This window comes from Saccharopolyspora ipomoeae (assembly GCF_029952525.1).
Classification (GTDB): Bacteria; Actinomycetota; Actinomycetes; order Mycobacteriales; family Pseudonocardiaceae; genus Saccharopolyspora; species Saccharopolyspora ipomoeae.
This window is the reverse complement of the sequence record NZ_JASAOF010000007.1, coordinates 63,186-83,309: the sequence shown is the minus strand read 5'-3', so window position 1 is coordinate 83,309 and position 20,124 is coordinate 63,186. Positions and strand designations below refer to the sequence as shown.

Annotated in this window: 22 protein-coding genes; 7 read left to right on the top strand and 15 right to left on the bottom strand. The window is 71.0% G+C overall.

Annotated elements, in window-relative coordinates; genetic code table 11:
• From QFW96_RS13855 to QFW96_RS13830, 6 genes are all read right to left on the bottom strand, one after another.
• Positions 1-1,650: an acyl-CoA synthetase gene (locus tag QFW96_RS13855; protein WP_281456031.1), complete on the bottom strand. Its 1,650-nt coding sequence runs from the start codon at positions 1,648-1,650 to the stop codon at positions 1-3.
• 11 nt (positions 1,651-1,661) lie between these two features.
• The gene (locus QFW96_RS13850) at positions 1,662-2,897 is read right to left on the bottom strand and encodes a hypothetical protein (RefSeq protein ID WP_281456030.1); all 1,236 of its coding nucleotides are present in this window, start codon (positions 2,895-2,897) and stop codon (positions 1,662-1,664) included.
• Between the two features lie 110 nt (positions 2,898-3,007).
• Positions 3,008-3,814: a crotonase/enoyl-CoA hydratase family protein gene (locus QFW96_RS13845; RefSeq protein WP_281456029.1), complete on the bottom strand. Its 807-nt coding sequence runs from the start codon at positions 3,812-3,814 to the stop codon at positions 3,008-3,010.
• A gap of 65 nt (positions 3,815-3,879) precedes the next feature.
• Positions 3,880-5,553 (bottom strand): 3-oxosteroid 1-dehydrogenase, encoded by a 1,674-nt coding sequence (gene kstD / locus QFW96_RS13840; RefSeq protein ID WP_281456028.1) that lies wholly within the window; start codon positions 5,551-5,553, stop codon positions 3,880-3,882.
• A 102-nt stretch (positions 5,554-5,655) separates the two neighbouring features.
• Positions 5,656-6,684 carry a 2Fe-2S iron-sulfur cluster-binding protein gene (locus QFW96_RS13835; RefSeq protein ID WP_281456027.1) on the bottom strand — a complete coding sequence of 343 codons (1,029 nt, stop codon included), beginning with the start codon at positions 6,682-6,684 and terminating at the stop codon, positions 5,656-5,658.
• A gap of 18 nt (positions 6,685-6,702) precedes the next feature.
• The gene (locus tag QFW96_RS13830; protein ID WP_281456026.1) at positions 6,703-7,332 is read right to left on the bottom strand and encodes a PaaI family thioesterase; all 630 of its coding nucleotides are present in this window, start codon (positions 7,330-7,332) and stop codon (positions 6,703-6,705) included.
• A 160-nt stretch (positions 7,333-7,492) separates the two neighbouring features.
• Here QFW96_RS13830 and QFW96_RS13825 point away from each other — a divergent pair, with 160 nt between their 5' ends.
• From QFW96_RS13825 to QFW96_RS13805, 5 genes are all read left to right on the top strand, one after another.
• Positions 7,493-8,956, top strand: coding sequence for an aldehyde dehydrogenase (locus QFW96_RS13825; protein ID WP_281456025.1), 1,464 nt, complete (start codon positions 7,493-7,495; stop codon positions 8,954-8,956).
• Positions 8,957-8,965: 9 nt separating this feature from the next.
• A complete protein-coding gene (locus tag QFW96_RS13820; RefSeq protein ID WP_281456024.1) occupies positions 8,966-9,718 on the top strand; it encodes an SDR family oxidoreductase in 753 nt (250 codons plus the stop codon).
• Positions 9,715-10,569 (top strand): NAD(P)-dependent oxidoreductase, encoded by an 855-nt coding sequence (locus QFW96_RS13815; protein WP_281456023.1) that lies wholly within the window; start codon positions 9,715-9,717, stop codon positions 10,567-10,569. The genes QFW96_RS13820 and QFW96_RS13815 overlap by 4 nt, the downstream gene beginning before the upstream one ends.
• Before the next feature lie 70 nt (positions 10,570-10,639).
• On the top strand, positions 10,640-10,999 hold the full coding sequence (locus QFW96_RS13810) for a carboxymuconolactone decarboxylase family protein (protein WP_281456022.1): 360 nt from the start codon (positions 10,640-10,642) through the stop codon (positions 10,997-10,999).
• Positions 10,996-11,847, top strand: coding sequence for an LLM class F420-dependent oxidoreductase (locus QFW96_RS13805; protein WP_281456021.1), 852 nt, complete (start codon positions 10,996-10,998; stop codon positions 11,845-11,847). Before QFW96_RS13810 ends, QFW96_RS13805 begins: the two co-directional genes overlap by 4 nt.
• A gap of 140 nt (positions 11,848-11,987) precedes the next feature.
• Here QFW96_RS13805 and QFW96_RS13800 read toward each other — a convergent pair whose 3' ends face one another.
• From QFW96_RS13800 to QFW96_RS13770, 7 genes are read right to left on the bottom strand one after another with little or no spacing between them, the layout of a single operon-like run.
• Complete coding sequence (locus tag QFW96_RS13800) at positions 11,988-12,467, bottom strand: nitroreductase family deazaflavin-dependent oxidoreductase (protein WP_281456020.1); 480 nt, start codon at positions 12,465-12,467, stop codon at positions 11,988-11,990.
• A 4-nt stretch (positions 12,468-12,471) separates the two neighbouring features.
• Positions 12,472-12,690: a ferredoxin gene (locus QFW96_RS13795; protein ID WP_343231383.1), complete on the bottom strand. Its 219-nt coding sequence runs from the start codon at positions 12,688-12,690 to the stop codon at positions 12,472-12,474.
• The gene (locus QFW96_RS13790) at positions 12,687-13,238 is read right to left on the bottom strand and encodes a nuclear transport factor 2 family protein (protein WP_281456019.1); all 552 of its coding nucleotides are present in this window, start codon (positions 13,236-13,238) and stop codon (positions 12,687-12,689) included. The genes QFW96_RS13795 and QFW96_RS13790 overlap by 4 nt, the downstream gene beginning before the upstream one ends.
• 1 nt (position 13,239) lies before the next feature.
• On the bottom strand, positions 13,240-13,434 hold the full coding sequence (locus QFW96_RS13785) for a ferredoxin (RefSeq protein ID WP_281456018.1): 195 nt from the start codon (positions 13,432-13,434) through the stop codon (positions 13,240-13,242).
• A complete protein-coding gene (locus QFW96_RS13780; RefSeq protein WP_281456017.1) occupies positions 13,434-14,789 on the bottom strand; it encodes a cytochrome P450 in 1,356 nt (451 codons plus the stop codon). The genes QFW96_RS13785 and QFW96_RS13780 overlap by 1 nt, the downstream gene beginning before the upstream one ends.
• Entirely contained in the window at positions 14,786-15,565 is a 780-nt protein-coding gene (locus QFW96_RS13775) for an SDR family oxidoreductase (RefSeq protein WP_281456016.1), read from the bottom strand. The genes QFW96_RS13780 and QFW96_RS13775 overlap by 4 nt, the downstream gene beginning before the upstream one ends.
• Positions 15,566-15,567: 2 nt before the next feature.
• A complete protein-coding gene (locus tag QFW96_RS13770; RefSeq protein WP_281456015.1) occupies positions 15,568-16,761 on the bottom strand; it encodes a cytochrome P450 in 1,194 nt (397 codons plus the stop codon).
• 169 nt (positions 16,762-16,930) lie between these two features.
• Here QFW96_RS13770 and QFW96_RS13765 point away from each other — a divergent pair, with 169 nt between their 5' ends.
• The gene (locus QFW96_RS13765) at positions 16,931-17,692 is read left to right on the top strand and encodes a glucose 1-dehydrogenase (protein WP_281456014.1); all 762 of its coding nucleotides are present in this window, start codon (positions 16,931-16,933) and stop codon (positions 17,690-17,692) included.
• A gap of 64 nt (positions 17,693-17,756) precedes the next feature.
• Positions 17,757-18,749, top strand: a complete 993-nt coding sequence (locus tag QFW96_RS13760; protein ID WP_281456013.1) for an ABC transporter ATP-binding protein — start codon at positions 17,757-17,759, stop codon at positions 18,747-18,749.
• On the opposite strand, the gene QFW96_RS13755 is transcribed toward QFW96_RS13760, so the two are convergent.
• Entirely contained in the window at positions 18,721-19,284 is a 564-nt protein-coding gene (locus QFW96_RS13755) for a TetR/AcrR family transcriptional regulator (protein WP_281456012.1), read from the bottom strand. The genes QFW96_RS13760 and QFW96_RS13755 overlap by 29 nt on opposite strands.
• Positions 19,285-19,381: 97 nt before the next feature.
• Positions 19,382-20,026 (bottom strand): cholesterol catabolism transcriptional regulator KstR, encoded by a 645-nt coding sequence (gene kstR / locus QFW96_RS13750; protein WP_281456011.1) that lies wholly within the window; start codon positions 20,024-20,026, stop codon positions 19,382-19,384.
• Positions 20,027-20,124: the final 98 nt, after the last annotated feature.

Below are 20,124 nucleotides of genomic sequence, written 5' to 3'. Positions count from 1 at the left end.
TCAGCCTTCGATCGCGGACTTCTCGGCTTGGGTCTTGGCCCATCGGTAGTCGGCCTTTCCGCTGGGTGAGCGCTGGATCTGGGGGACCCGGAGGATGGCCTTGGGAAGCTTGTAGCGGGCTACGTGGTGGGCCGCTTCGGCGAGGAGTGCTTCGTCCGAGACCTCTTCGCCATCGAGGACTTCTACGATGGCGACCACTTCCTGGCCCCAGCGGTCGGAGGGGCGGCCGGTGACGATGACGTCGGCGATGGCCGGGTGGGCGGCCAGGGCGCGCTCGACCTCCTCGACGAAGATCTTCTCGCCGCCGGAGTTGATGGTGACGCTCTGGCGGCCGAGCAGCTGGATCCGGCCGTCCTCCAGGCGGACCGCGCGGTCGCCCGGGACGCTGTAGCGGGTCCCGCCGACGACCGGGAACGTCCGGGCCGTCTTCTCGGCGTCGCCGAGGTAGCCCAGCGGTACCAGGCCGTGCCGGGCGAGCCAGCCCTGGCCCTCACCGGGGGAGAGCTCGCGGGTGAGGTCGTCGTCGAGGACCGTGGTGTCCTCGGCGGGGGTGAAAACGCCGGTGTCGGCACCGTTCCCGTCGGCGACCTGGCTCATCTGGATCCCCGTCTCCGACGATCCGACGGTGTCGACGAACAGCACGTTCGGCAGCTGCGCCCGCAGCCGGGCGCGCACGGTCGGGGTCAGCGGCGCGCCGCCGTTCTGCACGGCGAACACCCCGGAGAGGTCGTAGTCCCCGCGCTCCAGCTCGGCCACCATCGGCCGGGCCATCGCGTCGCCGACCACCGGGACGCTGACCACCCGCTCCCGCTCGACGGTGCGCAGCACGTCCGGCCAGTCCAGGCGCGTCGGATCGGTCGGCAGCACGATCGCACCGCCCTGGGTGATCATGTGGAAGGTCGACCACTGCGCGGCGCCGTGCATGAACGGCGCCGTCATGATCAGCCGCATGCCGCCGCCACCGGCCCGCGCGGCCTCGGCGATCTGGTCGTAGGAGCGGTAGGGCTCGGCGCTGCCGAACGGGGTTCCGCCCATCGCGCTGACGTAGGCGTCGTGCTGCCGCCACATCACGCCCTTGGGCATCCCGGTCGTCCCACCGGTGTAGAGCAGGTAGAGATCGTCCCCGCTCGGCTCGGGAGCCTCCCCGGGGGTGTCCACGATGGACTCGTACGCGACCGCGCCCGGCAGCAGCGGGTTCCCGCTGTCGTCGTCGACCTGGATCAGCAGCCGCAGACCGGGTAATCGGTCCCGGATCTCGGCGACCTGCGGCGCGAACGCGGAGTGGAACACCAGCGCTTCGGCGCCGGCGTCGCGGAACAGGTAGAGCAGCTCCTCGGCCACGTAGCGGTAGTTGACGTTGAACGGCACCGCGCGCGCCCGCAGCGCCCCGACCAGCGCTTCCAGGTACTCGTTGCCGTTGTGCAGGTAGATCCCGACGTGGTGCTGCCCGGACTCGTGCCCGGCCAGCCGCTCGCGCGGTGCGTGGCAGCCGAATCCCCGCTCGGCCAGGTAGTGCGCGACGCCGTCGATGCGCGCGTTGAGCTGCGCGTAGCTGAACCGCCGCTCGCCCCAGACCAGCACCTCCTGGTCGGGAACCGCCTCGGCGACCGTACGGAAGACCTCGGACAGGGCGAAGCTCGTGCCGGTCATCGTGGCTCTCCTCACCGAACTGGCGTGATGGGCAGGGACTTCCGGGGCCGGAACTCGAAGCTCGCCCCGGTGCTGATGCGGGTCACGGCCACCTCGTCGAACTCCGGCGCCGGGTCGTCGCGGGTGACGACCCGCGCGGTCCAGGCGTCCGCGGTGCCCGCGACGGCGACGTCGAGCCGGGGGTCGACCGCGCGCACCACGGCCTGCAGCGCGGCGGTGGAATCGGGCCCGCACAACGAGATCCACGCCCCGTCGTCGTGCGCCGGTCCGGGCCGCACGGTGATCGCGTCGTCCTCCCGGGACGCGCGCACGTAGGCGGCGGGGTTGAGCAGCGGGTGCAGCTCCAGGGTCCGCAGCGCCCCCGCGACACCGCCGGGAAGTCCGAGCGCGGCGTGGAGGCGTTCGGCGGCGATCCCGGCGATGCCCACCAGCTGCTTGGTGCAGATCTCCCGCGGGTCGTCGGTCCGCCGCGACACCGCGCGGACGAAACCCAGGTTGAGCAGGTGCATCTGCAGGCACACCTCGTCGGCCATCCGCACCAGCGCGGAGGTGCTGAACTCGCCGAAGTCCAGGTCGCTCAGCAGCGGACCGGTGTAGTCGCCGCGCCCGTCCTCGGACGGGTCGACGGGCGACAGCGGCAGGGTCGCCGCCCGGGACTCGCGCAGCGCCAGGCAGTCGGGGCTGGGGGAGACCGGCGGGTGCGAGTCGTCGATGCGCACCGTCCACGCGCAGTGCGGCTGCCGGTCGCTCGGCACCCGCGGCGGCCGGTGCACCGGTCGGACCTGCGCCTTCGGGTTCGTGGCGACCGCGGTGGCGTCGAAGGTCGGGTCCTCGATGTCGTGGCACATCGCCCGCACGTAGCGCTCGCCCATCGGCTCGACGTCCATCAGCGCACCGCAGTGGTCGAGGTGGAACTCCCCGGACCACGGGTCGTGCACGGTGTAGCGGAAGTCCATGAACTGGGGCGGAGCTCCGATGTCGAGCTGCAGTCCCTTGAAGATCGTCACCACGTCGTCGCCGCGGTAGTCCAGCGCTTCCTGCATCCGCCGGGTGTAGATCGGGCTGGCCGCCATCCACTCCTCGACGGCGATCCGCGTCATCTCCTCGCGGCCGAACGACGAGATGCACCAGGCCATCGCCGACCGGTCGATCAGCTGGCCCGCCAGCAGCAGCTCCGGCAGCAGCGCGGCCAGCCGGGGCCGGGACAGCGCCGCGTAGCGGCTCTCGGTTGCGTAGCTGCTCTGCATCCGTGCACCTCGCGACATTGCGGGGACGTTCGACTCTGCAACGACGGCCGGCCGGTGCCGGTGCTGCTGGACCGATCAGGGGCGCCCCCGCGCGGGGACGCCCCCGAGGCTCACTTGCCCTGGAAGTTCGGCTTGCGCTTCTCCGCGAAGGCCTTCGGGCCCTCCTTGGCGTCCTCGCTCATGAAGACCCCGATGCCGTGCCGGGCCTCGATGGCGAAGGCCTCCTCCTCGGGGATCGCCTCGGTCTCGCGGATGGTGCGCAGGATCGCCTGCACGGCCAGCGGCCCGTTCGCGGCGATCATCTCGCCGAGTTCGAGGGCCTTGTCCAGCGCTGTTCCGTCAGGCACGACGTGGCCGATCAGCCCGAGCTCCTTGGCCTCCGGCGCCTTGATGTGGCGTCCGGTGAGCAGCAGATCGGCGGCCACGGTGTATGGGATCTGGCGGGTGAGCCGCACGGCCGAGCCACCCAGCGGGAACAGGCCCCAGCGCGGCTCGGAGACGCCGAAGCGCGCGCTCTCCCCGGCCACGCGGATGTCGGTGGCCTGCAGGATCTCGGTGCCGCCCGCGATCGCGGGGCCCTCGACGGCGGCGATCAGCGGCTTGGTGAGCCGACGGCCCTTGAGCAGGCCCTCGATCTTGGCGGGGTTGAACGAGCCCTGGGCGTGCTGGTCTCCGGGGTGGTTGTTGCTCATGCTCTTGAGGTCGGCGCCCGCGCAGAACGCGCCGCCCGCGCCGGTGAGCACGCAGGCCCGGATGTCGGGGTCGTCGTCGACGCGGTCCCACGCCTCGATCATGATCTTGATCATCTCGCCGGACAGCGCGTTCTTGGCCTCCGGGCGGTTCATGGTCACCACGAGCACGCCTCCGCGCTGCTCCACGAGGCAGTGCGGTTGCTCGGTCGCCGCGGTCGCGGTCATTGCGCCTCCCTGACTGAGGGCAGTTCGTCCCGGAACCGCCCGTGATCAACGTCTGAAATGCCCGGTCAATTCGAGGAAGAACTGCCCTCTGCTCGCGCGGCGATGTCCAGCGCGGCCACGTACCCGAAGGTCATCGCCGGTCCGATCGTCGCCCCGGCCCCTGCGTAGGTCGAACCCATCACCGCCGCGCTCGCGTTGCCCGCCGCGTACAGGCCGGGCACCGGCGAGCCGTCCTCGCGCAGCACCCGCGCCCGCGCGTCGGTGCGCAAGCCGCCCTTGGTGCCCAGATCACCGGGCACGATCTTCACCGCGTGGAACGGTGCGACCTCCAGCGCCGCCAGGCTCGGGTTCGGCAGCTTCGGGTCGCCGTAGTAGCGGTCGTAGGCGCTGTCGCCGCGGCCGAAGTCCGCGTCGGAGCCCGTGGCGGCGAAGCCGTTGAACCGCCGCACCGTCGCCCGCAGCGCCTCGGCCGGGACCTCGATCTTGGCCGCCAGCTCCTCGATCGTCCCGGCCGAGTGCACGACCCCGGCCTTGTACCAGCTGCCGGGGAAGCGCTGCCGGGGCGGTAATCCGGCGAAGGTGTAGTTGTTGCGGTAGCGCTGATCGGCGATCAACCACGACGGGATGTGCGAGACACCGGTCTCGTGCCCCCGGTACATCGCGTGCACCGCGTCGACGTAGGGCGTCGCCTCGTTGACGTAGCGCTCACCCGCGGCGTTGACGATGATCGAGCCCGGCAGGTTGCGCTCGGACAGGCAGAAGTACGGACCCCGGGGCAGCGGGATCGACGGTCCCCACCACGCGTCGTCCATCAGGTCCACGTCCGCGCCGATGCGCTGACCGGCCTCGATGCCGTCGCCGGTGTTGGACTCGGCGCCCACGGTCCACTCGCTGCCGATCGGCTCGCGCTGGAACTGCTTGCGCATCCGCTCGTTCTTCTCGAACCCGCCGGCGGCCATGATCACCCCGTGCCGTGCGCGGACCAGCACGTCGTCGTCGCCGCGCCGCACCCGCACGCCGGTGACCGCGCCGTCCTCGACGTGCAGCTCGGTCAGCGGGCTGTTGAGCCACACCGGCACGTCCGCGCGCAGCAGGCCCGCGCGCAGCCCGGCGGCCAGGGCCTGGCCCAGCGCCAGCAGCGGCCGCTTGGTGGCCAGCGAGATCACCCGGCGCAGGCCGACCTTCGCCGAGGTGAACACGCCGCGCGGGTGGCGGGCGATGAGGTTCATCCACTTGTACTCGGCGGCGGTGACCGTGATCCCGGCCGGTGCGGGCAGGTAGGGGGGTTGCAGGTTGGCCAGCTCGTCGCCGAGCAGCTTGCCGTTGAACGGCTTCGGCTCCAGCGAGCGGCCCATCGGGGTGCCGCCGGGGGTCTCCGGGTAGTAGTCGGAGTAGCCGGGGATCCACTTGAGCTTCATCGGGGTGCGGCGCAGCACCAGCGAGACCATCTCGGGGCCGCGGGACAGCAGCGCCTCGCGGCGGTCGGCGGCGATCTCGTCGCCGATGAGGTGCCGCAGGTACGTCGCGGCCTTCTCCGGGGTGTCGCCCGCCTTCGCGCGTTGCAGAACCTCGTTGTGCGGGGCCCAGACGGCGCCGCCGGAGCGGGCGGTGGAGCCGCCGAAGTAGCGGTCCTTCTCCACGACCAGCGCCGACAACCCCCGGTCCGCCGCGGCGAGCGCGGCGGTCATGCCGGCGGCGCCGGAGCCGACCACGACGACATCGAAGGTCGCTTCTGTCATGGCACCTCCAGGTGGCCCTCACGATACTGAAACAGGTTATAGTTCTGTTGAGTTCCGCGCTACGCCCCAGTGTGATTCATAGCGAGAACGCGTTCCACGTGATCAGTCGTAGTCCACCTTGACCTTGGGCGTCTTGGGCAGCGACTGGCAGGCCAGGCGGTAGCCGTCGTCGAGGTCCTCCTGCTCCAGCACCTGGTTGTTGACCATCGTCACCTCGCCCTCGGTGACCCGGCACTCGCAGGCCGCGCAGATCCCCTCGGCGCACGACGACGGCGCCTGGATCCCGTTCTCCTTGAGCAGGTCGAGCAGCCGCTTGTCGGCGGGCCAGGTGAAGGTGTGCGCCTCGCCGTCGATGGTCACCTCGACCACGGAGTCCTCCGGCTGCGAGTCCTCGGCCTCGGCCGCAGCGGGCGTGGCGGTGTCGAACGGGTTGCCCGCCAGCGAGGCGAAGCGCTCCAGGTGGATCGACGACTTCGGGAACCCCGCCTCGCGCAGCGCTTTCCGCGTCGTGTCCATGAACGGCTTCGGCCCGCACAGGAACGCGTCGTGTTCCGGGAACGCCCCGGCGAGCGACTGCAGCGCCTCCTGCGTCGGCAGCCCCTGGACCGACTCCAGCCAGTGCAGCACCAGCAGCCGCCCGGGGTGCGCGGCGGCCAGCTCGGTGAGCTCGCGGGCGAAGATGACCGAGCGCTCGTCGCGGTTGGCGTAGACGAGCACCACGCGTCCGGAACCGGTGGCCAGCGCGGACTTCAGGATCGACATGATCGGCGTGATGCCGCTGCCCGCCGCGAACAGCAGCAGGTCGGCCTCCAGCGACTTCGGCGTGAACACCCCGGCGGGTTCCAGCACGTCGATCTCGCTGCCCGCGGCGACGTTGTCGCAGATCCAGTTCGAGGCGTAGCCCTCGGCGGTCCGCTTGACGGTGACCGCCAGCCGCCCGTCGGTGACCGGCGAGCTCGACAGCGAGTAGGCGCGGGCGACCGAACCGCAGCGCTCGCTCGGGATGCGCAGCGTCAGGAACTGGCCGGGCCGGTAGGGCAGGCGGGCGGTGTCGACGTCGAAGACCACAGAGCGGGCGTCGGCCGTCTCCTCGACGACTTCGGCCACCCGCAGCCGGTGGAACTCAGGCATCGCAAGTCTCCTCGCAGGTCAGTAGGTCACCAGGATCGCGCTGGCCTCGGCCGTGACCTCGCCGTCGGCGACGATCTCGCCGGTGGCGAAGACCTTGCGGCCCTCCTTGCCGGTGAACCGCGCGTTGATGGTCAGCGGCGCGCCGTGCGGGGTGCCTCGGCGGTAGTCCACCGCCAGCGACACCGTCATCGCCGGGTGCCCGGCCACCGCGACCGCGCGGCCCACGGCGTGATCGAGCAGCGAGGCCACCCAGCCGCCGTGCACCCGTCCCGGCGGGCCCTCGTAGGCGGCGCCGAGCAGCGCGGTCGACGACGTCGCGCCGGAGTCGTCGATCTTCACGCCGACCATCGGTGGCGCGAGCGGGTTCCCGGGCCCCTCGACCGGGTTGTGCACGCTGACCTGGTGGCCGTCGACGTGCGAGAGCAGCAGCGGCCGGTCGCGGGTGCGTTCGCGCAGCAGCGCCGCGGCCGCGGCGACGTGCTCGGCGGCTTCGCGCAGGTCCGGGCCGTCGACGTCGGTGTGCACGCTGGCCTCCACGAGTTCGCGGATCCGGCCGGCCAGCAGCGTGGTCTCGGCCGGGATCTCCGGGATGACCGGCACCGGGCCGGCCGCCGGCAGCGAGGTCGTGCCTGGTCTCTCGTCGGTCATCCGGTGGGTCCCCTCCTGAGCCGAATATCTAGAACATGTTCTACGGCTCGATTATGCTGTGTCAACGGGAGCTCGCCGAAGAAGGGGCAACCGGTTCTATTGCTACCGGGATGAATGGACCATAGTCTTGACACGTGTCTAGAAACCGGATGTGGTGCCGATGAGCGTCTGGACCGACAAGACGTCGAACCTGCTGGTCGACGGGGAGTGGCACCCCGGGTCGGGCGGCCGGTTCGAGACCGCGAACCCCGCCACCGAGGAAGTCCTCGGCACGGCGGCCAACGCCACCGCCGCCGACCTGGACCGCGCGATCGCCGCGGCGCGGCGGGCTTTCGACGAGACCGGGTGGTCGCGCGACGTGGACCTGCGGGTGCGCTGCCTGAAGCAGCTCGGGACCGCGCTGCAGGAGCACGCCGAGGAGCTGCGCGAGCTCACCATCGCCGAGGTCGGGGCGCCGCGCTTCCTGACCCACGGTGCGCAGCTGGACGCGCCGGTCGCCGACCTCGCCTACTTCGCCGACCTGGCCGCCGGGTACGAGTGGACCCGCGACCTGGGAGTGGCCGAGCCGATGGGGATGCCCAGCAGGCGCTGGACCCGGCGGGAGGCCGTCGGCGTGGTCGGCGCGATCACGCCGTGGAACTTCCCGCACCAGATCAACCTCGCCAAGCTCGGCCCCGCGCTGGCGGCGGGCAACACCGTCGTGCTCAAACCCGCGCCGGACACGCCGTGGTGCGCGGCGGCCGTCGCCGAGATCCTGCTCCGCGAAACCGACATCCCGCCGGGCGTGGTCAACGTGGTGACCTCGGACGATCACGCGCTGGGCGCGCAGCTGCCGTCCGACGAGCGGGTCGACCTGGTGTCGTTCACCGGCTCCACCGCCACCGGCCGCGCGGTGATGGCGGCCGCGGCCCCCGGCATCAAGCGGACCTTCCTGGAACTGGGCGGGAAATCGGCGTTCGTCGTCCTCGACGACGCCGACCTGGGCGCGGCCTGCGGGCTCGCGGCGTTCACCGTCTGCACCCACGCCGGGCAGGGCTGCGCCCTGACGACCCGGCTGCTGGTGCCCCGGGAGCGCTACGACGAAGCCGTCGAGGCGACCGCGAAGGCCCTGCGCGGCATCGGAGTCGGCGATCCGGACGAGCCCGGAACCGTGTGCGGGCCGCTGATCTCGGCGCGGCAGCGCGACCGGGTCGAGGGCTACCTGGCGCTGGCGCGGGACGAGGGCGGCGAGTTCGTCACCGGTGGCGCGCGCGCCGAGCGGGACCGCGGGTTCTTCGTCGAGCCGACGCTCATCGCCGGGCTCACCAACGACGCGCGGGTCGCCCGCGAGGAGATCTTCGGGCCGGTGCTGGTGATCCTGCCGCACGACGGCGACGACGACGCGGTGCGCATCGCCAACGACTCGCCCTACGGCCTCTCCGGCGCCGTGCACGGCGGAGACCTGGAGCGGGCGCGGGCCGTGGCCGCGCGGCTGCGCACCGGCACGGTCGGCGTCAACGGCGGTGTCTGGTACGGCGGCGACGCGCCGTTCGGCGGCTACAAGCAGTCCGGCATCGGCCGCGAGATGGGCGTGGCCGGCTTCGAGGAGTACCTGGAGACCAAGCTGATCGCCGAACCGGCGTAGGAGGGCGCAATGGGGCGTTTCCAAGACAAGGTCGCCGTCGTCACCGGCGCGGCGCAGGGCATCGGCGAGACCTACGCGCGGGCGCTGGCCGCAGAGGGCGCGCACGTCGTGGTCGCCGACCTCAACACCGAGTCCGGCGAGAAGGTCGCCGAGGCGATCACCGCCGACGGCGGGAGCGCGGCGTTCGTCGAGGTCGACGTGTCCTCGCCGGAATCCACCGCCGCGATGGCCGATTTCGCGGTGAGCCGCTTCGGCGGCATCGACCACCTGGTGAACAACGCCGCCATCTACGGCGGCATGAAGCTCGACCTGCTCTGCACCGTGGACTGGGACTACTACAAGCGGTTCCTCAGCGTGAACATGGACGGCGCGCTGCTGTGCACCCGCGCGTGCGTGCCGCACATGCAGCAGCGCGGTGGCGGCGCGATCGTCAACCAGTCCTCGACCGCCGCGTGGGTCTACTCCGGCTTCTACGGGCTGGCCAAGGTCGCGGTCAACGGGCTCACCCAGCAGCTCGCGCACGAGATCGGCGGCATGGGCGTGCGGATCAACGCCATCGCCCCCGGGCCGACCGACACCGAGGCCACCCGCGAGACCACACCGCCGGAGATGGTGAAGAAGCTGGTCAAGGGCATGGCGCTCAAGCGCATGGGCCAGCCCGAGGACCTGGTGGGCATGTGCCTGTTCCTGCTGTCCGACGAGGCGTCCTGGGTGACCGGGCAGATCTTCAACGTCGACGGCGGGCAGGTGATCCGCTCGTGAGCGGCGCCGGGTTCATCGGGCTCGGCCAGATCGGTGCTCCGATGGCGCGCAAGCTGCTGACCTGGCCGGACGGGCTCGTCGTGCACGACGTCCGGCCCGAGGTCGTCGCGAAGTTCGTCGACCGGGGTGCTCGCGCGGCGGCCACCCCGGCCGAGGTCGCGCGGCAGGCCGGGGTCGTGTCGGTGATGGTGCGCGACGACGCGCAGGTCGAGGAGGTGATGTGCGGGCCGGACGGGCTGCTGGCCGGGGCAGCGGCCGGAACCGTGGTGGCCGTGCACTCCACCATCGACGAGACCACCGCACCCCGGCTCGCCAACATCGCCGCATCGCACGGGGTTTCGGTGGTCGACGCGCCGGTCAGCGGAGGTGCGGTCGGCGCGGATCGCGGTGATCTCGCGGTCATGGTCGGTGGCGACGAGGAGGCGTTCTCCCGCTGCGAGGCGGTGTTCAGGTGCTGGGCCGGGCTCGTCGTGCACGCCGGCGAGATCGGGGCGGGCACGCGCCTCAAGCTCGCGCGCAACCTGCTGCACTTCATCGCCTTCACCGCCACCGCCGAGGCCCAGCGGCTCGCCGAGGCCTCCGGGCTCGACCTGCGCGCGCTCGGCGAGATCGTGCGGCACACCGACGCCATCACCGGTGGGCCCGGCGCGATCATGCTGCGCGGCGACACCGCGCAGCTGTCCCCGTCCGACGACTGGTACCCGATCTTCAGCAACGTCCGCGACCTCGGGGAGAAGGACCTCGCGCTGGCCCTGCGGCTCGGCGAGCGGCTCGGCGTCGAGCTGCCGCTGGGGGAGCGGGCGCTGCGCGACCTGGCGGCGGGACTCGGTGTGGGGAAGGAGGAAGCATGACCGAAAATGGCGCGGAGCGGTGGTTGTGCTTCCGACCGGGTGCGGGTGTCCCGCAGAACACGGAGGAAGCATGACCGATGAGCAGCGAGCACGTGGCCTGGCCAAGATGGGTGAGGTCTACGGCTGGGAGGTCTCCGACGGGCCGGGGGACTTCTTCGGCGTCACCGTCGACCACCTCTTCGCCGAGATCTGGTCCCGTCCCGGTCTGAGCTTGCGCGACCGGCGGTTGCTGCTGCTGGGCGCGCTGGCCGCCCAGGGTCTCGACGACGTCGCCGACATCCAGGTGCGGGCGGCGCTGGGCAACGACGAGCTCGACGACGCGCAGCTGCGCGAGATCGGCCTGTTCCTGACGCACTACGTCGGCTGGCCGCTGGGCACCAAGTTCACCATGCGCATCGAGAAGATCCTGGGAGAGAAGGGCCGCTCATGAAGTACGGCATCGTGCAGTTCACCAGCGACCGGGGGATCGCCCCCGCCGTCGCCGCGAAAGCGGCCGAACAGGCGGGTTTCCACTCCTTCTGGGTTCCCGAGCACACGCACATCCCGGTCAAGCGCGAGGCGGCGCACCCGGGCACCGGCACCGAGGAGCTGCCGGACGACCGGTACCTGCGGACGCTGGACCCGTGGGTGGCGCTGTCGATGGTCGCCGCGGTGACGTCGCGGATCCGGCTGGCCACGGCGGTGGCGCTGCCGGTCGAGCACGACCCGATCACCCTGGCCAAGACCATCGCGACGCTGGACCACCTCTCGGGCGGCCGGGTGAGCCTGGGCGCCGGGTTCGGGTGGAACGTCGACGAGCTCACCCACCACGGCGTCCCGAAGGGCAAGCGGCGCACGGTGTTGCGCGAGTACCTGGAGGCGATGCAGCAGCTGTGGTCGCAGGAGCAGGGGGAGTACCACGGCGATTTCGTCGAATTCGGGCCGAGCTGGGCGTGGCCCAAGCCGGTCCAGCAGCCGCGGCCCCCGGTGCTGATCGGTGCGGGCGGCACGGAGAAGACGTTCGCCTGGATCGCCCGCTCCGCCGACGGCTGGATCACCACGCCCACCGAGGGCGAGATCGACGACAAGGTCGCGCTGCTCAAGCGCACCTGGAAGGACGCCGGCCGCGAAGGCGATCCCCAGATCGTCGCCCTCTCGGGCAAACCCGACTTCGACCGGCTCGCCCGGTGGGAGCAGCTCGGCGTCACCGAAGTCCTCTTCGGCTTCCCCGACGAGGGCGCCGACACCGTCGCCGCCTACTTCCACCGCCTGGCGGGCAAGCTCGGCCTCGAAGAGTGAGGCTGTTGGACAGTTTTAGCCATAATTGTCCCGACATTTCGGACATCGATCATGGGTGATTATGGCTAAAACTGTCCAACAGCCCGCGGCTCCGCACCACCGGACCCCGCCGGAGCGGGAGGGGCCGAGTGGGGTTCGGGTCAGGGGACGGGTTCGCAGATGACGACCGGGATCTCCCGGTCCGTCCAGGACTGGTAGTCGTCGAAGTCGGCGTACATGTCGACCAGGCGGGGCCAGAGGTCGGCTCGTTCCCGCGGAGTTGCCGTGCGGGCCTTCATGCTGCGGATGTCGCGCTTGATCTGGACCGTGACCTCGGGGTTGGCGCGGACGTTGTGGTACCAGTCCGGGTGGCGCGGCAGACCGCCCTGGGAGGCGACCAGGACGACCCGGTCGCCGTCGCGCAGGTGCAGCAGCGGAGCCGTGCGCGGCCGGCCGCTGCGCTTGCCGGTGGTGGTCACCAGGCAGATCGGGATGCCCCGGGGGAACGCGCTGCCGACCCGCCACCTGCTGCCCAGCACCCCGCCGGTGAGCCGGTAGAGCCGCGTGTTCGCCCGCGAGGCCGCCTTGATGACCTTCCCGACCACCGGTGAATCCAGCTGCGGAGGACGTGCTTTCGGCATCGCCTCAGTCCTCCTCCAGCGACAGCGCGGCCTTCGGGCAGGACTGCACCGCCTGCTCGATCGAATCCCGCAGCTCCGGGGTCGGATCCGCCTTGACGAGCAGGTTGTCGTCGTCATCGATCTCGAAGACGTCCGGCGCCACGGCCTCGCACATGCCGTTGGCCTCGCACAGGTCGAAGTCGACCACGATCTCCATCGTCGCTCCCGTTCCCTCGCCGGTCACCACAGCTCCAGCGGTGCCGTGCCCTTGCGGTAGTGACCGGGCTGCGGCACGCCGGACGCGGCGACCTCCATGCGCTTCTTCATCCCGGGCGAGAGGACGTCCGCCTTGATCATCTCCAGGAACAGGTGCGCGGCGTTTCCGAAGTCGAAGAAGTCCCGCTGCCACGACCACATCATGTCGCCGCCGTAGCGGAACCAGCTCCCGCCGATACCGGCCACCTGGTACGGAGTCCCGTCGGGTCGCTTCGCGTCGGCGACCTGCTTCCACAACCCGATCACCTCACCCTGCTTCTCGTCGATGAGCACCCGCTGGTACGGGTAGCTCCAGCCCTGCAGGCCCTCCATCTCCACGCCCAGTGCGATGTCGCGGATCTCGTCGCGGCCCACCGTCATGAAGTCCTCGCCGGGCCCGGTGTTCCACCCGTAGGTGGCGTCGTGGGTGTAGAGCTGCGCCAACGGTTTCCAGTCGCCGAGCCGTTCGCAGCGCGCGTTCTCGTCCAGCCAGTGCTGGACCATGCGTTCCAGTTCTTCCCGAGGGTAAGCGGGCATGTCAAGCCTCCTCGATGCTCAAAGCCTGCGTGGGGCACTCCCGCACGGCACGTTCGACCTCGCCGCGCAGATCCGCGGGCGGCTCGCTGACCAGCACCTCGACCTTGCCGCGCCTGGGCACGGAGAACACCTCCGGCGATTCCAGCTCGCACATCGCGTGCCCCTGGCACAGGTCGAGGTCGCAGACGACTCGCATCAGGACTCCCTCCGGCGGCGGTAGGTCACCCGGCACGGCTGGGCGAGCTGGACGACCATCTTCGAGTGATCGTTGCGGTAGGACTCGGGCGGCTGCGCGAGCGCGAACTCGAAATCGCGCAGCAGGACCGAGAAGATCGCCTTGAGCTGCATCATCGCGAACGCCGCCCCGACGCACCGGTGCCGACCGGCGCCGAACGGGATCCACGTCCAGCGGTTGACCAGGTCCTCCTGCCGCGGCTCGGCGTAGCGCTCCGGGAGGAAGGCGTCGGGCTCGGGGAAGTCCTCGGCGATCCGGTTCGAGATCGCGGGCGTGGCCGCCACGAAGTCGCCCCGCTCGATGCGGTGCCCGCGCACCTCGAAGTCGTCCTGGGCGACCCGCAGCAGCAGGATCAGCGGCGGGTGCAGCCGCAACGCCTCCTTGATCGCCCCCTCCAGGCGCGGGATCGCCCGCAGCGAGCGGAAGCTCACCTCCGAGCCGTCGGCGTAGAGCTCGTCGAGCTCGCCGACGACCCCGTCGAGCACGCCCGGGTTGCGCAGCAGCTCGATGAGCGTCCACGCGGCCGTGCCGGAGCTGGTGTGGTGCCCGGCGAACATCATCGAGATGAACATGCCGGTGATCTCGTCGGCGCTGAACCGCAGCGCACCATCGTCGTCGCGGACCGACATGAGCACGTCGAGCATGTCCCGCTCGTCGCGCGGCGGTTTCCCGGCGGCGGCCCGGCCGTCCATGATCTCCTGCACCAGCCGCACCAGACCCGCCCGCGCCTCGTCGCGCCGCCGGAAGCTCTCGATCGGCGCGTGCGGGTCGACGTAGGCCAGCGCGTCCGTCCCGCGCTCCAGGTCGTGGTAGAGCTCGGCGAAGCGGTGATCGAGCTGGTCGCGGAACCGCTTGCCGATCAGGCACGCCGAGGACGTGTAGATCGTCAGCTCGGCGAAGAAGTCCAGCAGGTCGATCTCGCCCTCGTCGCCCCAGTCGGCCACCATGCGGGCGATCTCGGCGTCGATGGTCTGCGCGTGCCCGCGCATCTGCTCACCGCGCAGCGCCTGGTTGTGCAGCATCTCCTTGCGCCGCTCCGGCGGGGCGTCGAACACCACGCCCTGACCGAAGATCGGCGTCATGAAGGGGTACGCGGCGGCCTGGTCCAGGTCGTCGTCGGAGGAGCGGAAGAAGAACTCGTTGGCCTCCGCCCCCGACAGCAGCACGACCCTGCGCCCGGCGAGGTCGAACGCGCCCACGTCGCCGCACTCCTCGCGGACCCGCCGCATCAGCGCGATCGGGTCGGTGCGCAGCTCGTCGAGGTGGCCGTGCTCGTGACGGCCGCCGGAGACCGGTTTCGGGGCGAGCAGCGTCATGTCTCCTCCAGGGGTGCTTCGGGCTCGACCTCGATCAGGCTCAGGTGCACGCCGCGCGGCGCGGAGACCACGTGGTGCACGGCGTCGGCGATGTCGGAGGCGCGCAGGAAGTACGGGTGCCGCGCCAGACCCCACTTCACCCAGTCGTCGAGCACGGCCTGGGTGGTGTCGTGGTCCCACTGCATGCCCATCGAGGTGGAGGTGGGGCCGGGCCGGACGACGCTGGCGCGCACGCCGGTGCCCTCCAGCTCCATGCGCATCGTCCGGGCCATCGCCTCCAGCCCGGCCTTGGCCGGCACGTAGGCGCCCATCCGGGGGCGCGGTTTGGGGACGACGTCGGAGCCGATGAACACCACGTCGCCGCGCCGCCGCTCCACCATCCCGGGCACGATCCGCGACACCAGGCGGTGCGCGCCGCCGAGGTGCACGTCCAGCTGGCCCGCGAAGCGCGGGCCGTCCATCTCGTGCACCAGGTCGGCGTCGAGATCACCCGCGCCGTAGACCAGGATCTCGACCTCGCCCAGCTCCTCGCGGGTGCGGGCGACGAACGCGCTCACCGACTCGTCGTCGGTGACGTCGAGCGGCACGGCGACGGCCTGACCGCCGTCGGCGCGGATCTTCGCGGCGAGCTCCTCGCACTTGTCCACTCGGCGCGCGCCGAGCGCCACCGGGTGACCTGCGGCGGCCAGGGCCTGGGCGGTGGCCGCGCCGATCCCGGCCGAGGCACCGGCGATCGCGGTCGGCCTGCGTTCCGGGTTCGGTTCGAATCTGGGCATGGCTACCTGCTTTCCACGCGAACGGGCAGGGTGGCGAAGCCGCGCACGTTGCTGGAGTGCACCCGCCGCGCGCGGTCGAGGTCGACGTCGTAGTTCTCGACCCGCCCGACGAACTCGGTCAGCGCGATCCGCGCTTCCAGCCGCGCCAGGTGCGCGCCGAGGCAGAAGTGCGTGCCGCCGCCGAAGCTGACCAGCGGGTTCTCGCCCCGGCGGTCGAGGTCGTAGCGGTCGGGATCGGCGAAGGCGCGCGGATCCCGGTTGGCGGCACCGATCAGCAGCAGCACCCGGGCTCCGGCGGGGATCGTGCCGCCGTCCAGCGGGACGTCCTCGGTGGCGGTGCGCGCGACCATCTGGCTGGAGGTGTCGTAGCGCAGCGTCTCCTCGATCCAGTCGCTGACCCGCTCCGGGTCGGCGAAGGGCTTGGCCCGCTCGTCGGGGTTGAGGTGCGCCCAGTGCACGGCGTTGGCCAGCAGTTTCGTGGTGGTCTCGTTGCCCGCGACGACCATCAGGAACAGGAACGCGATGATCTCCTCGTCGCTGAGCCGGTCGCCGTCGATCTCGGCGGCCAGCAGCGCGGAGGTGAGGTCGTCGGTGGGGGAGCGGCGGCGCTCGGCGAGCATGTCGGCGTAGTAGCCGACCAGGTGCAGCGAGGCCTCCATCGCGGCCTGCGGCACGTCGAAAACGCCTTCCTCGCGGTGCATCACGGTGTCGGCGAGCTCCCGCAGCCGGTCGCGGTCGGCCTCCGGCACGCCCATCAGCTCGGAGATGACGTCCATCGGGAACTTGCCGGCGAAGTCGGCGACGAAGTCGAACTCCCCGGACTCCAGCGCGGGTTCCAGGTGGTGGCGGGCGAGTTCGAGGATGCGCGGTTGCAGGTCGCGGACCCGGCGCGGGGTGAAACCGCGGGAGACCAGCGAGCGCAGCCGGTTGTGCCGGGGGTCGTCGAGCGCGAGGAACGACATGGTCCGGTGCGCGTCGGGTCCCCAGGCGGCCGGGTCGAGGGAGACGCCGTTGGCGTTGGACAGCCGGGTGTTGTCCCGGAACAGCGCGGCGACGTCCGCGTGCCGGGACAGCGCCCAGAAGTCGAGCTCGTCGTTGCGGTAGACCGGTGCCTCGTCGCGCAACCGCGCGTAGGTCGGGTACGGGTCGTCGTGCACGGCGTAGTCGTAGGGGCTGAACACCACACCACTGGACATGTGTCCAGACGCTAGTACGGCTCGGCGAGTTCCGGCAAGCCTGCTCGCGACTGAATCGAGAACAAGTTCCGGTTGTTGTCACGCCGCGCTCCAACGCACCTTCCCTTATGTCGAGAACGTGTTCTAGTCTCGTGCGGGTACCGGTTGTCATCGGCAGGGAGGGCGGCGCATGGGACGGCTCGCGGGAAAGGTCGCACTGGTCACCGGCGCGGCACGAGGGCAGGGCGCTGCCATCGCGCGCGGCTTCGTCGCCGAAGGCGCCTCGGTGGTCATCGGCGACATCCTCGACGCACCCGGCAAGGAACTCGCCGACGAGCTCGGCGAATCCGCGAGCTACGCGCACCTCGACGTCTCCGACGAGCACGACTGGAGCGCCGCGGTCGACCACGCCACCGAGCGCTTCGGGCGCCTCGACGTCCTGGTCAACAACGCCGGCGTGCTCATGTTCTCCGCCCTGGAGGAGACCTCGCTGGCCGACTACGAGCGCATCGTGCGGGTCAACCAGTTCGGCACCTTCCTCGGCATGCGCGCCGCCACGCCCGCGCTCACCGCGGCCGGCGGCGGGTCGATCGTGAACTTCTCCTCGGTGGAGGGCCTCGGCGGCATGCCGCAGCTGGTGGCCTACACCGCGAGCAAGTTCGCCATCCGCGGCATGACCAAGGCCGCGGCCACCGAGCTCGGACCGCGCAACATCCGCGTCAACTCGGTGCACCCCGGCATGTTCGACACCGGCATGACCCGCGAGTTCACCGGCGAGGACACGGATCTGAGCCCGATCGGCGACATGGTCCCGCTCGGCCGCATCGGCCAGCCCGAGGACATCGTGGGGCTCATCGTCTTCCTCGCCTCCGAGGAGAGCACCTACTGCACCGGCGCCGAGTTCGTCGCCGACGGCGGAGCCACGGCGACCCACGCCTACTACCGCCGCTGAGAAGTTCCAGCGGTGACAGGACTTCCCGAAGCGCGAACGACGACGACGTCGCGAGGAGTGCGGTATGGGTGCTGAAGTCGTGATCGAGGGGTTGAGCAAGTCCTTCGGCCCGCAGACGATCTGGCGGGACGTGGGCTTCACCCTCCCGCAGGGCGAGGTCTCGGCGCTGCTGGGCCCCTCGGGAACCGGCAAGTCGGTGTTCCTGAAGTCCATGATCGGCCTGCTCAAGCCGGAGAACGGGCGCTGCCTGGTCAACGGCGTCGACATCTGCTCGTGCAGCGACCACGAGCTCTACGAGATCCGCAAGCTCTTCGGCGTGCTGTTCCAGGACGGCGCGCTGTTCGGGTCGATGGACCTGTTCGACAACGTCGCGTTCCCGCTGCGCGAGCACACCCGCAAGACCGAGGCCGAGATCCGCCGGATCGTGCTGGAACGCATGGAGATGGTCGGCCTCACCGGCGCCGAGGACAAGCTGCCCGGTGAGATCTCCGGCGGCATGCGCAAGCGCGCCGGACTGGCCCGCGCGCTCGTGCTCGACCCCGAGATCATCCTCTGCGACGAACCGGACTCCGGCCTCGACCCGGTGCGCACCGCCTACCTCTCGCAGCTGCTCATCGACATCAACGCGCAGCTCGACGCGACGATCCTCATCGTCACCCACAACATCAACCTCGCCCGCACCGTGCCGGACAACCTCGGCATGCTCTTCCGCCGCGAACTCGTCCTGTTCGGGCCGCGCGAAGTCCTGCTCACCAGCGAAGATCCGGTGGTCGCGCAGTTCCTCAGCGGCGACCGGACCGGCCCGATCGGGATGAGCGAGGAGAAGGACCAGGCCAGCATCGACCGCGAGCAGCAGTGGCTGGCCAGCGGCCGGATCGCCGCCGCCGAGCGGGTGGTGGGCGTGCCGGAGCAGCTGCCGGTCAGCGCCGGGATGCCGGAACGTCAGGCCGTGCGGCGGCGTCAGGACCGCGTGCTGGGGATGCTCGACCAGCTGCCGCCCGCCGCGCGGGAGAGCGTGCGGAGCAGCATCAGGCCCGCGGCAGCACCCGGTCGGTGATGCCGGCCAGGTGCGAGGCCATCCGCTCCATCGGCAGGTAACCGCTGCCCGCCAGCACCAGCGAGCCCACGAACGCCGTCATCACGGCGTCCAGCGCGGTCGGATCGGCCTCGCCGACCGCGTCGGTCAGGCGCCGGTACACCTCGTTGCCGATCTCGTCGCGCAGCCGCTTGACCTCCTGCTGGTCGGCCAGCAGCGCCGTGGTGCACGCCCGCACCAGGGCCGGCTCGGCGGCCAGCATCCGCGCGATCGTGTCCACCACCTGCGCCACGTCGTCACCGGGCTTGCCGGTGCGGTCGGCGCCGCTCGGCGGCAGGGCCTGGATCCGCTTCCAGAACACCGCGGTGACCAGGTGCTCCTTGGAGGAGAAGTAGGAGTAGGCGGTGGCCCGGGAGACCTCGGCACGCTCGGCGACCGAGCGCACGGTCATCGACCCGAACCCGCGCTCGGCGAGCTCTTCGACGGTCGCGTCCAGCAACCTGCGCACGGTGTCGGCGCGGCGACCTTCGACGACCTGGCGAACGGGTTCGGTCATGGGACGAGCCTAACGCTCGGCGGCCCCGGGCGGATTCGTGGTTGTTCGCCGCGTACCGCAGAATTCAAATGGATAACGAGTTCTACGTGGTGGTAATTCATCGGAGGAGGAGCCGGACCGTCAGTTCCAGGCGGTTGGAGACGTCGGTGGCCGAGGCCCTGCGGGTCACCCACGCCACCAGGTTCGACAGCCACACGTCGCCGATCACCCGGGCCACGGCCACCTGCTCCTCGCTGGGCTCGCCGTCGCTCATCACCGCGATGAACATGCCCTCCATCATCCGGTTCGCCGCGTCGACCTCGGTCGCCGCGGAGGCGTCGGCCGACATCAGCGCGCGGGTCACCGCCTCGGAGAGGTTCGGGTTGCGCTGGAACGCGCGGGTGAGCCTGCCCAGCACGAAGAGCAGCCGCTCGTAGGGCGTGTCACCGCGCACCGGAGCGCGGTCCAGGCGCTCCTGGATGCGCTCCAGCTCGCGGACGAGGCCGGCCACCAGCAGGTGGATCTTGGACGGGAAGTAGCGGTAGAGCGTGCCCAGGGCGACGTCCGCGCGCTCTGCCACGGCCCGCATCTGCACCGCGTCGAAGCCGCCCTTGTCGGCGAAGGTCATGGTCGCGTCGATGATCCGCTTGCGGCGGTCGCGCTGCGCGGTGGCGGTGATCTCGTCCTCGGCCATCGGGTTGAGCGCGTTGCCGCCCCTGCCGTTCCGATTGGTGGGGCCGTTCCGATTGGCAGCAGAAGTCATCGACGCAAAAGCCCCCTAGCCCGTCGGCGGAAAGGCGGATCGCGCCACCCGCGAGATCACGCTAACACGATGGAATCGGTAACTCGTTTCACCGGTGT

What these genes read in the sequence shown, in the direction of transcription:
- QFW96_RS13800 (WP_281456020.1), bottom strand. Translation starts at nt 12,467, where the DNA reads ATGCCGAAAGCACGTCCTCCGCAGCTGGATTCACCGGTGGTCGGGAAG.
- QFW96_RS13770 (WP_281456015.1), bottom strand. Translation starts at nt 16,761, where the DNA reads ATGTCCAGTGGTGTGGTGTTCAGCCCCTACGACTACGCCGTGCACGAC.
- QFW96_RS13775 (WP_281456016.1), bottom strand. Translation starts at nt 15,565, where the DNA reads ATGCCCAGATTCGAACCGAACCCGGAACGCAGGCCGACCGCGATCGCC.
- QFW96_RS13760 (WP_281456013.1), top strand. Translation starts at nt 17,757, where the DNA reads ATGGGTGCTGAAGTCGTGATCGAGGGGTTGAGCAAGTCCTTCGGCCCG.
- QFW96_RS13805 (WP_281456021.1), top strand. Translation starts at nt 10,996, where the DNA reads ATGAAGTACGGCATCGTGCAGTTCACCAGCGACCGGGGGATCGCCCCC.
- QFW96_RS13765 (WP_281456014.1), top strand. Translation starts at nt 16,931, where the DNA reads ATGGGACGGCTCGCGGGAAAGGTCGCACTGGTCACCGGCGCGGCACGA.
- QFW96_RS13845 (WP_281456029.1), bottom strand. Translation starts at nt 3,814, where the DNA reads ATGACCGCGACCGCGGCGACCGAGCAACCGCACTGCCTCGTGGAGCAG.
- QFW96_RS13810 (WP_281456022.1), top strand. Translation starts at nt 10,640, where the DNA reads ATGACCGATGAGCAGCGAGCACGTGGCCTGGCCAAGATGGGTGAGGTC.
- kstD (WP_281456028.1), bottom strand. Translation starts at nt 5,553, where the DNA reads ATGACAGAAGCGACCTTCGATGTCGTCGTGGTCGGCTCCGGCGCCGCC.
- QFW96_RS13850 (WP_281456030.1), bottom strand. Translation starts at nt 2,897, where the DNA reads ATGCAGAGCAGCTACGCAACCGAGAGCCGCTACGCGGCGCTGTCCCGG.
- QFW96_RS13755 (WP_281456012.1), bottom strand. Translation starts at nt 19,284, where the DNA reads ATGACCGAACCCGTTCGCCAGGTCGTCGAAGGTCGCCGCGCCGACACC.
- QFW96_RS13830 (WP_281456026.1), bottom strand. Translation starts at nt 7,332, where the DNA reads ATGACCGACGAGAGACCAGGCACGACCTCGCTGCCGGCGGCCGGCCCG.
- QFW96_RS13780 (WP_281456017.1), bottom strand. Translation starts at nt 14,789, where the DNA reads ATGACGCTGCTCGCCCCGAAACCGGTCTCCGGCGGCCGTCACGAGCAC.
- QFW96_RS13820 (WP_281456024.1), top strand. Translation starts at nt 8,966, where the DNA reads ATGGGGCGTTTCCAAGACAAGGTCGCCGTCGTCACCGGCGCGGCGCAG.
- QFW96_RS13855 (WP_281456031.1), bottom strand. Translation starts at nt 1,650, where the DNA reads ATGACCGGCACGAGCTTCGCCCTGTCCGAGGTCTTCCGTACGGTCGCC.
- QFW96_RS13825 (WP_281456025.1), top strand. Translation starts at nt 7,493, where the DNA reads ATGAGCGTCTGGACCGACAAGACGTCGAACCTGCTGGTCGACGGGGAG.
- QFW96_RS13835 (WP_281456027.1), bottom strand. Translation starts at nt 6,684, where the DNA reads ATGCCTGAGTTCCACCGGCTGCGGGTGGCCGAAGTCGTCGAGGAGACG.
- QFW96_RS13785 (WP_281456018.1), bottom strand. Translation starts at nt 13,434, where the DNA reads ATGCGAGTCGTCTGCGACCTCGACCTGTGCCAGGGGCACGCGATGTGC.
- QFW96_RS13790 (WP_281456019.1), bottom strand. Translation starts at nt 13,238, where the DNA reads ATGCCCGCTTACCCTCGGGAAGAACTGGAACGCATGGTCCAGCACTGG.
- kstR (WP_281456011.1), bottom strand. Translation starts at nt 20,026, where the DNA reads ATGACTTCTGCTGCCAATCGGAACGGCCCCACCAATCGGAACGGCAGG.